Origin of the sequence: Dokdonella sp., from assembly GCF_019634815.1 — a bacterium.
Lineage (GTDB): Bacteria > Pseudomonadota > Gammaproteobacteria > Xanthomonadales > Rhodanobacteraceae > Dokdonella_A.
The window spans coordinates 75,719-84,322 of sequence record NZ_JAHCAP010000014.1; the positions used below are offsets into that span (position 1 = coordinate 75,719).

The window sequence follows — 8,604 nt, forward strand, 5'->3', positions numbered from 1 at the left end:
CGGACGGGCGCGCATTATCGCGGTTTTCGACCCGCGCTGCCTTCCTGCAAGGTCCACTCGACCAGCGCCGAAACCGATTCGCTCACCGCCGACTGGAACGCACTGAATGCGGCCACCGAGTCCTTGCTCGCAATCGGTTCATCGGCGCTGAATGCACGTGCAGCAAGTACGCGACTGTCACGGTAGTCGAGCAGACGCGCCTGGAAGGCGACCACGGCATGCGAGCCGTCGGCACGGACCTCGCCCTGGAAGGCATGCAGGTCGATCGCCAGCGCATAGTCGGCGTTGAGCCCGGTGGTGGCGCTGCCGACGCCGAGGATGCGTCCGGATTGTTCGAAACCCTGCACGATCAGACGCCGCAACAGCACCGGTGCGGGGTCGCTCCAGCGCGCGCCCGGATAGACCTCGATCACGCCCGGGCTGGGCATCACCACGATGCGCGGGGTGTTGAGCGTTTCGCTCGACTGCGGCGTCTCCACCATCAGTTGCCAGTCCACCATTTCGCCGCCTGTGGGCGTGGCGGATGCGCTGTAGCTGGGCGCATAGATCGTGAACGGCTGCGGCTTGCCCAGCAGCGAAGCACATCCAGCCAGCACCAGTGTGGACAGCAGCAGGGGCAGTCGGAAGGATTTCATTGCGGCTTGTACTCCTTGGGCTGGTCGCGGCCGAGCAGCAGGCTGTCGGAGGCGCCGAGCTTGTCGCTGAGCTGTTTGAGCGAGCGCAGCGTTTCGTTGAGTTCGGACAGGGTCGGGCCGACCTGGCGAAGGCCCTGGTTGGCGAAGCGGTCGATCGCGCCGCGATTGCCATCGATGAGCGCGTCGGTGGAATTGGCTACCTTGTCGATTGCCACCAAGGCCTTTTGCATCGACGCGAGCAGGTGGTGTACATCCTCGCGCACCAGCACGTTGGTGCTGTCGGCCATCGCGTTGATGCTGGTCAGCACCTGCTTGATCTGGGCGGTTGCCTCACCAAGCTGACGGATCGCGTGGCCGATGTCGTCGCGCTGGTCGGCCAGCGTCGCGGTGAGCTGGTTGATGTGTTCGAGGGTGTCGCCGACGCGGCGCACATTTTCGGGCGAGAGAATCTCGCTCACGCGCACGAGGATGTCATTGACACTGGTGACGACGTCGGTACCCGATGCCAGCAACTTCGAAAGCGCGGAGGTTTCCGAAGGGATACGTGGCACCGGCTGTGCCGGCGTCGGCACCAGCGCCGGACTGCCCGGCGCGCCGCCCGAGAGCTGGATGAAAGCGAGCCCCGTCACACCCTGCAAGCCGAGCTTGGCGCGGGTGTCCTCGCGCACCGGCGCGTTCGCGTCCAGCCGTACCCGCGCGATCACCTTGCGCGGATCGTCGGGTGCGAGCCGCAACGCCGAGACCTCGCCAACCTTGATGCCGTTGTACTGCACGAGTCCGCCAACCGAGAGTCCGGTCACCGCCTCGCTGAAGACGATCTCGTACTCGTGGTACGAGCGGTCGCTGCCCATCTTCGACATCCACAGCACGAAACCGAGCGCGAGCAGGAACACGCCGATGGTGAAGGCGCCGATGAGGACATGGTGGGCGCGGGTTTCCATGATCAGGCGGCTCCGGTGGTCGATGCGGTTCGAGTCTGCGCCTTGCGCGCGGCCAATTCCGCCGAGCGTCCGCGCGGGCCCTGGAAGTATTCCTGGATCCAGGGATCGTCATGGCGCTCGACCTTGTCGAGCGTATCGCACACCAGCACGCGCTTGCGCGAAAGCACGCCGACGCGATCGCAGATCGTGTACAGCGTATCGAGGTCGTGGGTGATGAGGAACACGGTCAGGCCGAGGCTGTCGCGCAAGGTAAGGATGAGCTGATCGAACGCGGCCGCGCCGATCGGATCGAGCCCGGCCGTCGGTTCGTCGAGGAATAGGATATCGGGATCGAGCGCGATCGAACGTGCCAGTGCCGCGCGCTTGATCATGCCGCCCGAAAGCTGCGAGGGAAACTTCGCCCCGGCATTGTCGGGCAGGCCGGCCAAAGCGATCTTGAGCGCGGCGAAACGCTCCATTGCCTGCTGCGGCAGACGGAAATGCTCGCGCATCGGCACCATCACGTTGTCGGCCACCGTGAGCGAGGAAAACAAGGCGCCGTTCTGGAACAACACGCCGCAACGCTGTTCGACCTGCGTGCGTTGCGCCTCGCTCGCCGCAGTCATCTCGACATCGAGCAAACGCACGCTGCCTGCGGCCGGGCGATTGAGGCCGATGATCGAGCGCATCAGCACCGATTTGCCGCTGCCCGAGCCGCCGACCACGCCGATGATCTCGCCACGACGCACGTCGAGGTCGAGGTTCTCGTGCACGACCTGGCTGCCGAATTGGTTGCGCAGTCCGCGGACTTCGATGATGTTCTCGGGCTCGGTGTTCATCGGTTTTCGTTTGTCATGTCGGCCTTGGCGACACTCGGCTCACGTTCGTATGGGTTCGTCCCGCATCCCTGCGGTCCGCTTCCTTTTCTTTGCTTGCCCAAAGAAAAGGAACCAAAAGAAATGGCAGCCCGGCAGCGCCGCCTTGCGCGCTCCATGCGCGCAAGGTGCGCGAGCGGCGTCCGGTTGCGTCGACAGCACGTCCCTGTGCTGACGGCGCAATGAGCGCGATCCCTCGCGCTCCCCCTGCGGGCCACTTCGGCCGCCGCCCGCCACCGCTGATGGGCACCCAGGGTCAAGACGGCGCGCTCCTGCGCGCAGAAGCAAGAGCACAAGCAGAGGCAGGAGCAAAAGCAAGATCAAGAGCAATGGCAGGAGCAGCTGCGGTTCTCGCGCTGCGCTGGCTTGTGCGGCCAGGATGGCCGCGCTGTTGGCTCCTTCCCCCTTTTGGCGCCGGCGCTCGCGCCAAGATCAGGCCCGCAGGGGCGGCGCGAGGGAGCGCGCCGAGTTTGCCGTCAGGCCAGGGACGGCCTGTCGGCAAACCCCGCAGCGCGAGTGCGCAGTCACGCGCGCACGATGCGCGCGTGACCGGGGCCGCGAGGGTGCCCTTCTCTTTGGTGTCTTTCTCTTGGGCAAGCAAGAGAAAGACACCGGCCCGCAGGGATGCGGGACGAACCCATACGGACGTGAGTCGGCTCTCGCGCAGCCGAACACGACCAGGACAACGCAAGCTTTCGGCGCAAGCCGAAACAGCGTTCGCCCCGCTCATACGTCGATCTCCATGAAGAAAATCGCCGCCAGGGCGTCGACGAGGATCGCCATGAAGATCGCCTGCACCACGCTCGAGGTCGTGTGTGTGCCGACCGATTCGGCGCTGCCCGAGACCTTGAAGCCTTCGAGGCAGCCGATGCAGGCGATCAGGAACGCGAAGATCGGGGCCTTGCTCATGCCTACCCAGAAATGACGGGTTGCACCCAGGTCGTGCAGACGGGTGACGAACAGGGTCGGCGAGATGTCCATGCTCAGGGCGGCGACCACGCCGCCGCCGACGATGCCGGCGAGCATTGCGAGCACGGTGAGCAGGGGCATCGCTATGAGCAGGGCGAGCAGGCGCGGCATCACCAGTACTTCGACCGGATCCAGACCGAGGGTACGGATCGCATCGACCTCCTCGCGTGATTTCATCGAGCCGATCTGCGCCGTGAAGGCACTGCCGCTGCGGCCGGCGATGAGAATTGCGGTGAGCAGGACGCCGAATTCGCGGAGGAACGAATAGCCGATGAGTTCGACCGTGTAGATGGTCGCGCCGAAGTCCTTGAGTACGGTGGCGCCGAGGAAAGCGACCACGGCGCCGACGAGGAAGTTGAGCAAGACCACGATCGGTACCGCATCGAGGCCGGTTTGCTCCAGATGGAAAGCCAACGAGGTCGGTCGCCAACGTCGTGGATTGGGAACGGTGCGGACGATGGTGGCCAGCACGAGGCCGATGAAGCCGACCAGTTTGATGAAGTCGCGCGTGATGCGTTCGGCGGCCAGACCGGTTCGTGCGAAGACGTCAAGCAACCCGCTATCGCGCTTGCTCGCCGGCGCCTGGGTACTGCTGGCCTTGGCCACGGCTTCGAGCAGGGCGCGGCGCTTGGAATCGAGGCCGTCGATGCGCTGGATGTCGGCAAGGTCGAGCAGGAGGCGCGCACCGGCCGTGTCCAGGCGGGCGATTGCGCTGGCGTCAATGCGCGGGGTGTCGGTGTTGCGGCGGGCCCGGCCGACGAGCTCGGCCAGCAGCGGCGAGGCGGCGAGGGTCCAGTCGCCACCGGCAACGATGCGATCGCCGCGGGTGCTCAGGTTCGGTACGGTGGTGGCTGGCATCGGCCTAGGCTAACAGGCAATTGACGTTCGGCAATGGACGAATCGGGGCAGGGGCGGTGCGCCCTCTCGCCGTTGCGCGGCGCGCAAGGCAAAATTGCACGGTGCCCGCTGCCCATCCAAGCCAAGTCCCCGACAGCGTCTATCCGCTCAAAACGCGGATCGGCTTCATCGTCGAGCTGTCGCGCCGTCTGCACGAGTATGGGACCACGGCGCCGCGTCTGGAGGATGTGGTCAACCTCGCCAGCGCACGGCTCGGGCTCGCCTGCAACGTGCTGTCGACACCGACCTCGATCGTGATGTCGTTCTCCGAGAGAGCGGCGAGTGATGACCTGGCCGACTTCACCCAGGTGGTGCGCGTTCCTCCGGGCGAGGTCAATCTCGCGCGGCTCTGCCAAGTCGACGACATCGCCGATCGCGTGATTGCCGGTCAGCTCGATCTCGCCGAAGGCCGGCGTCGCCTGCGCGAGATCGGCGCGCGCCGCAGCAGTCGCCTGACCCAGACGGCTACGGTGGTTGCTTTTGGCGTCGCTTCGGCAGCCGTTGCGGCCATCCTGCATACCGGGTGGGTCGAGGTCGCGGTGGCCTTTCTCAATGGCATCCTGATCGGCGCACTGGCCTTGTTGCCGGCGCGCTGGCCAAGTTTCGCCAATGCCTTCGAGGCGGTCGCGGCATTCGTATCGACACTGACGAGCATCCTTGTCGCCAGTTTCATCATGCCGCTGGAACTGCGGCCGGTGGTGATCGCCAGCATCATCGTGCTGGTTCCCGGCATGACCTTGACCACTGCGGTGCGTGAGCTGTCGAGCCAGCATCTGGTGTCGGGCAGCGCGCGCATGATGGGCGCGATGGCGACCTTGCTCAAACTGCTGTTCGGCAGCGTCGCCGCCCTGCAGGGATGCGCCCTGGTGCATCTGGTCCCGCCGCTGGCCAATACGGCAGCCATCCCGATCTGGGCGGAATGGGTGGCGATTTTCGCCGGTGCGATGTCGTTCGCGGTGCTGTTCAAGACGCCGCTCCGCTTTGCGCCACTGGTGGTTGCGGCGCCGCTGCTCGGCTATGTCTGCACCCAAATGGGCGGCAGCCATGTCTCGCCGGTGTTCGGCACCTTCCTCGGCGCCCTCGTGGTCGGCGCGGCCAGCAATCTGTTCGCGCGCTATGCCAATCGTCCCGGCGCCCTGATCCGCGAGCCGGGCATCATCCTGCTGGTGCCGGGCAGTGTCGGCTTCCGCAGCTTGAGCTATGTGCTCGAACGCAATGTGCAGTTGGGGGTCGATACCGCGATCACGATGACCGCCCTGCTGATCGCGATCGTCGCCGGATTGTTCTTCGGCGACCTGCTGATTCCGCCGCGGCGAAAGCTGTAGCCACGGCGTGCCCGTACTGCCATAGAATCCAGACTGGCTGCGGAAGCGGCGCATTTGCATGGACCCTTCGCCAATGAACGCGACTTCGTCCCCGTCACCGCTGTGGCATCTGTACGTACCCAAGCTGATCACGATCCTGCGGCAGGGCTACGTCATGGCCGACCTGCGCCGCGACCTCATCGCTGGCCTGACCGTGTCCATCGTCGCGCTGCCGCTGTCGATGGCGCTGGCCATTGCCTCGGGCGCATCACCCACTGCCGGTTTGTGGACTGCGATCGTTGCAGGCTTCCTGATTTCCGCGCTGGGCGGCTCGCGCGTGCAGATCGGCGGCCCGACTGCGGCCTTCATTCCGGTGGTGTTTGCGGTGATCGCGCGCTTCGGCTACGACGGCCTCATCGTCGCGACCCTCATGGCTGGCGCGATGTTGATCCTCGCCGGCTTGCTGCGCCTGGGGACCTTGGTCAAGTACATGCCGCAGCCGGTTGTCACCGGCTTCACCGCGGGCATCGCGGTGAGCATCTTCAGCAGCCAGATCAAGGATCTGCTCGGGCTCGACATTGCCAAGCTGCCCGCCGAGTTCCTGCCGCGCTGGCAGGCTTACGCTGCGCACATCGGCAGCCTGAATCCGTATGCGGCAGGCCTGGCCGCGGCAACCCTTGCGATCCTGATCGCCTTGCGGCGCTGGCGCCCGACCTGGCCGGCTTTCCTCATCGCGGTGGTGCTCGCGACCTTGGCGACCGTGCTGCTGCAATTGCCGGTGGAGACGATCGTCTCGCGCTTCGGGTCGATTCCGCGCGAACTGCCCCTGCCGCAATGGCCGCGCTTCGATCTTGCCCGCCTGCACGAGCTGTTGCCGAGCGCGTTCACGATTGCCTTCCTCGGCGGCGTCGAGTCATTGCTTTCTGCGGTCGTTTCCGACGGCATGATCGGTGGGCGGCATCGCTCCAACTGCGAGCTGGTCGGGCAGGGCGCGGCCAACGTGGCTTCGGCGCTGATCGGCGGCCTGCCCGCGACCGGCGCGATCGTGCGCACCGCGACCAATGTGCGCGCCGGTGCGCGCTCACCCGTCGCCGGCATGGCGCATGCGCTGTTCATCCTGCTGTTCGTGCTGGTCGCCGCGCCGCTCGCCAATCAGGTTCCCTTGCCGGCGATGGCGGCGATGCTGCTCATCATCGCCTGGAACATGAGCGAGATCGAACGCATCCGTCAGCTCATGCGCTCGCCGCTGGGTGATCGGCTCGTGCTCATCGTGACCTTCGTGCTCACGGTCGCGATCGACCTCACCGTCGCGGTCGAAGTCGGCGTGGTGCTGGCCGCGTTCCTGTTCATGTACCGCATGAGCGAGGTGGTGGCGATGGAATCGCATGTCGACCTGGTCGAGGAGGATGTCGACGACCTCTCCCGCGCGCGTCGTGCCGTGGACTACGACGTGCTGCCCGAAGGCGTGCAGGCCTATCGCGTCTCGGGACCGCTGTTCTTCGCGGTTGCCAATCGCATCGAGGACGTGCTGCGCGCGCTGGTCAAGCCGCCGCGCGTGTTCATCCTGCGCCTGCGCCTGGTGCCGCTGATCGATGCCTCGGGCGCGACCGCGATCGGCAATCTCGTCGCCCGCTGTCGGCGCGACGGCATCGCGCTGATCTTCACCGGACTCCAGGAACAACCCGCGCGCATTCTCGCCGACATGGGCATAGTCGCCGACGGCAGCAGCCTGCGCTTCGCCGATGATTTCATCGCCGCGCTGGCGATGGTGACGCCCGCGCCCGTCGCCGAGGCCGGTGCTGGCTGAAACACCTCGCCGCCAGGCTCCAATCAAGACGAAGGTCCAGGCTGGACGAGCGGGCCCGCAATGCGAGCCCGCGACCATCCAGCCGCCAACGTCGCAGCAGGCACGTTCGCCGCGCCGGCTCCGGCGCAAGTCACGCCACTTCAATGCCTTGCAGAACAGCCGAAACGGCTCTCACCGAGACGAGGGGCTGTTCAGCGTAGCCCTACTTGAGCAGCGAGCGCAGCATCCACGCAGTCTTCTCGTGATCGTTCATGCGCTGGGTGGCGAGGTCGGCGGTGGGCTGGTCGTCGACCTTGTCGGCCACCTTGAACACCTCGCGCGCGGTGCGGGCGACGGTTTCATGGCCATCGACGAGTTGCTGCACCATTGCTTTCCAGTCAGGCACGCCGGTTTCCTCGACGATGCTCGTGAGCTTGCCGAACTGGGTGTAGGAGCCGGGCGCGTAGACATCGAGCGCGCGGATGCGCTCGGCGATCACGTCGGCGGAAGTCCACAGCTCGGTATATTGCACCTCGAACATCTGGTGCAGGGTGTTGAACATCGGTCCGGTGATGTTCCAGTGGAAGCTGTGCGTCTTCAGGTACAACGAATAGGTGTCAGCGAGCAGCTTGGACAGATTCCTTGCAATGCTCTCACGGTCCTTCTTGGCAATGCCGATGTCGATGGCCATGACGAAGCTCCTGCGTTGGGGAATGGGCCAACTCTATAGTTTTCCACGGTGCAGCGGAAATCGAACTTGCCAATCGGGCCGATAGCCCGCAAATATCGCGCTCCGCCGCAACCGGCAGCCAGCCGGCGCGGACGCCCCGTCGTTGATTGCCGTACCTGAGCGATGTCCGAACTCAAAGCCCTGTCCGCCGCCATCGAAGGCGTGCTCGCGCGCGACCGCGGCCGCCTGCTTGCGCGTTGGCGGCGACTGGGCGCGCTCAAGGGCGAGCCGGATGCGCAGGAGATTGCGGCGCTGCGTGCCGAGATCGAGGCCTCGCGCTCGCGCGTGGCCGAGCGCATCGCGCGGGTGCCCACGGTCCGCGTCGACGAAGCGTTGCCGATTGCCGCGCGCAGCGAGGAAATCGTTGCGCTGATTGAAAAGCATCAGGTGATCGTGCTCGCCGGTGAAACCGGCTCGGGCAAGACCACGCAACTGCCCAAACTGTGCCTGGCCGCGGGGCGTGGTACGCGCGGCATGATCGCCTGCAC

The 8,604-nt window shown here is 65.8% G+C and carries 7 protein-coding genes and 1 pseudogene; 3 read left to right on the forward strand and 5 right to left on the reverse strand.

The annotated features are described in order from the left end of the window. Positions 1-14: 14 nt before the first annotated feature. The 4 genes from KF759_RS08765 to KF759_RS08780 all read right to left on the reverse strand — a co-directional run bounded on the left by KF759_RS08765 (position 15) and on the right by KF759_RS08780 (position 4,257). On the reverse strand, positions 15-635 hold the full coding sequence (locus tag KF759_RS08765; protein WP_291224602.1) for an ABC-type transport auxiliary lipoprotein family protein: 621 nt from the start codon (positions 633-635) through the stop codon (positions 15-17). Further along, a complete protein-coding gene (locus KF759_RS08770) occupies positions 632-1,576 on the reverse strand; it encodes an MlaD family protein (protein ID WP_291224604.1) in 945 nt (314 codons plus the stop codon). The genes KF759_RS08765 and KF759_RS08770 overlap by 4 nt, the downstream gene beginning before the upstream one ends. A 2-nt stretch (positions 1,577-1,578) precedes the next feature. Then, positions 1,579-2,394: an ATP-binding cassette domain-containing protein gene (locus tag KF759_RS08775; protein WP_291224606.1), complete on the reverse strand. Its 816-nt coding sequence runs from the start codon at positions 2,392-2,394 to the stop codon at positions 1,579-1,581. A 762-nt stretch (positions 2,395-3,156) separates the two neighbouring features. After that, complete coding sequence (locus KF759_RS08780) at positions 3,157-4,257, reverse strand: ABC transporter permease (RefSeq protein WP_291224608.1); 1,101 nt, start codon at positions 4,255-4,257, stop codon at positions 3,157-3,159. Positions 4,258-4,358: 101 nt separating this feature from the next. Between KF759_RS08780 and KF759_RS08785 the strand changes: the two genes are divergently transcribed. Both KF759_RS08785 and KF759_RS08790 read left to right on the forward strand, forming a co-directional pair. Continuing rightward, the gene (locus KF759_RS08785; RefSeq protein WP_291224610.1) at positions 4,359-5,621 is read left to right on the forward strand and encodes a threonine/serine exporter family protein; all 1,263 of its coding nucleotides are present in this window, start codon (positions 4,359-4,361) and stop codon (positions 5,619-5,621) included. A gap of 73 nt (positions 5,622-5,694) precedes the next feature. Continuing rightward, positions 5,695-7,407: a SulP family inorganic anion transporter gene (locus tag KF759_RS08790; RefSeq protein WP_291224612.1), complete on the forward strand. Its 1,713-nt coding sequence runs from the start codon at positions 5,695-5,697 to the stop codon at positions 7,405-7,407. 202 nt (positions 7,408-7,609) lie between these two features. Here the strand turns inward: KF759_RS08790 and KF759_RS08795 are convergent, their stop codons facing one another. Continuing rightward, the gene (locus KF759_RS08795; protein WP_291224614.1) at positions 7,610-8,077 is read right to left on the reverse strand and encodes a Dps family protein; all 468 of its coding nucleotides are present in this window, start codon (positions 8,075-8,077) and stop codon (positions 7,610-7,612) included. Positions 8,078-8,239: 162 nt separating this feature from the next. On the opposite strand from KF759_RS08795, the pseudogene KF759_RS08800 reads away from it, so the two are divergent. Then, positions 8,240-8,604: pseudogene (locus KF759_RS08800) on the forward strand (ATP-dependent RNA helicase HrpA); the annotation flags it as partial.

Excerpts from the sequence above, each read along its gene's own strand:
- KF759_RS08765 (WP_291224602.1), bottom strand. The coding sequence starts at position 635 with ATGAAATCCTTCCGACTGCCCCTGCTGCTGTCCACACTGGTGCTGGCT.
- KF759_RS08770 (WP_291224604.1), bottom strand. The coding sequence starts at position 1,576 with ATGGAAACCCGCGCCCACCATGTCCTCATCGGCGCCTTCACCATCGGC.
- KF759_RS08795 (WP_291224614.1), bottom strand. The coding sequence starts at position 8,077 with ATGGCCATCGACATCGGCATTGCCAAGAAGGACCGTGAGAGCATTGCA.
- KF759_RS08790 (WP_291224612.1), top strand. The coding sequence starts at position 5,695 with ATGAACGCGACTTCGTCCCCGTCACCGCTGTGGCATCTGTACGTACCC.
- KF759_RS08780 (WP_291224608.1), bottom strand. The coding sequence starts at position 4,257 with ATGCCAGCCACCACCGTACCGAACCTGAGCACCCGCGGCGATCGCATC.
- KF759_RS08775 (WP_291224606.1), bottom strand. The coding sequence starts at position 2,394 with ATGAACACCGAGCCCGAGAACATCATCGAAGTCCGCGGACTGCGCAAC.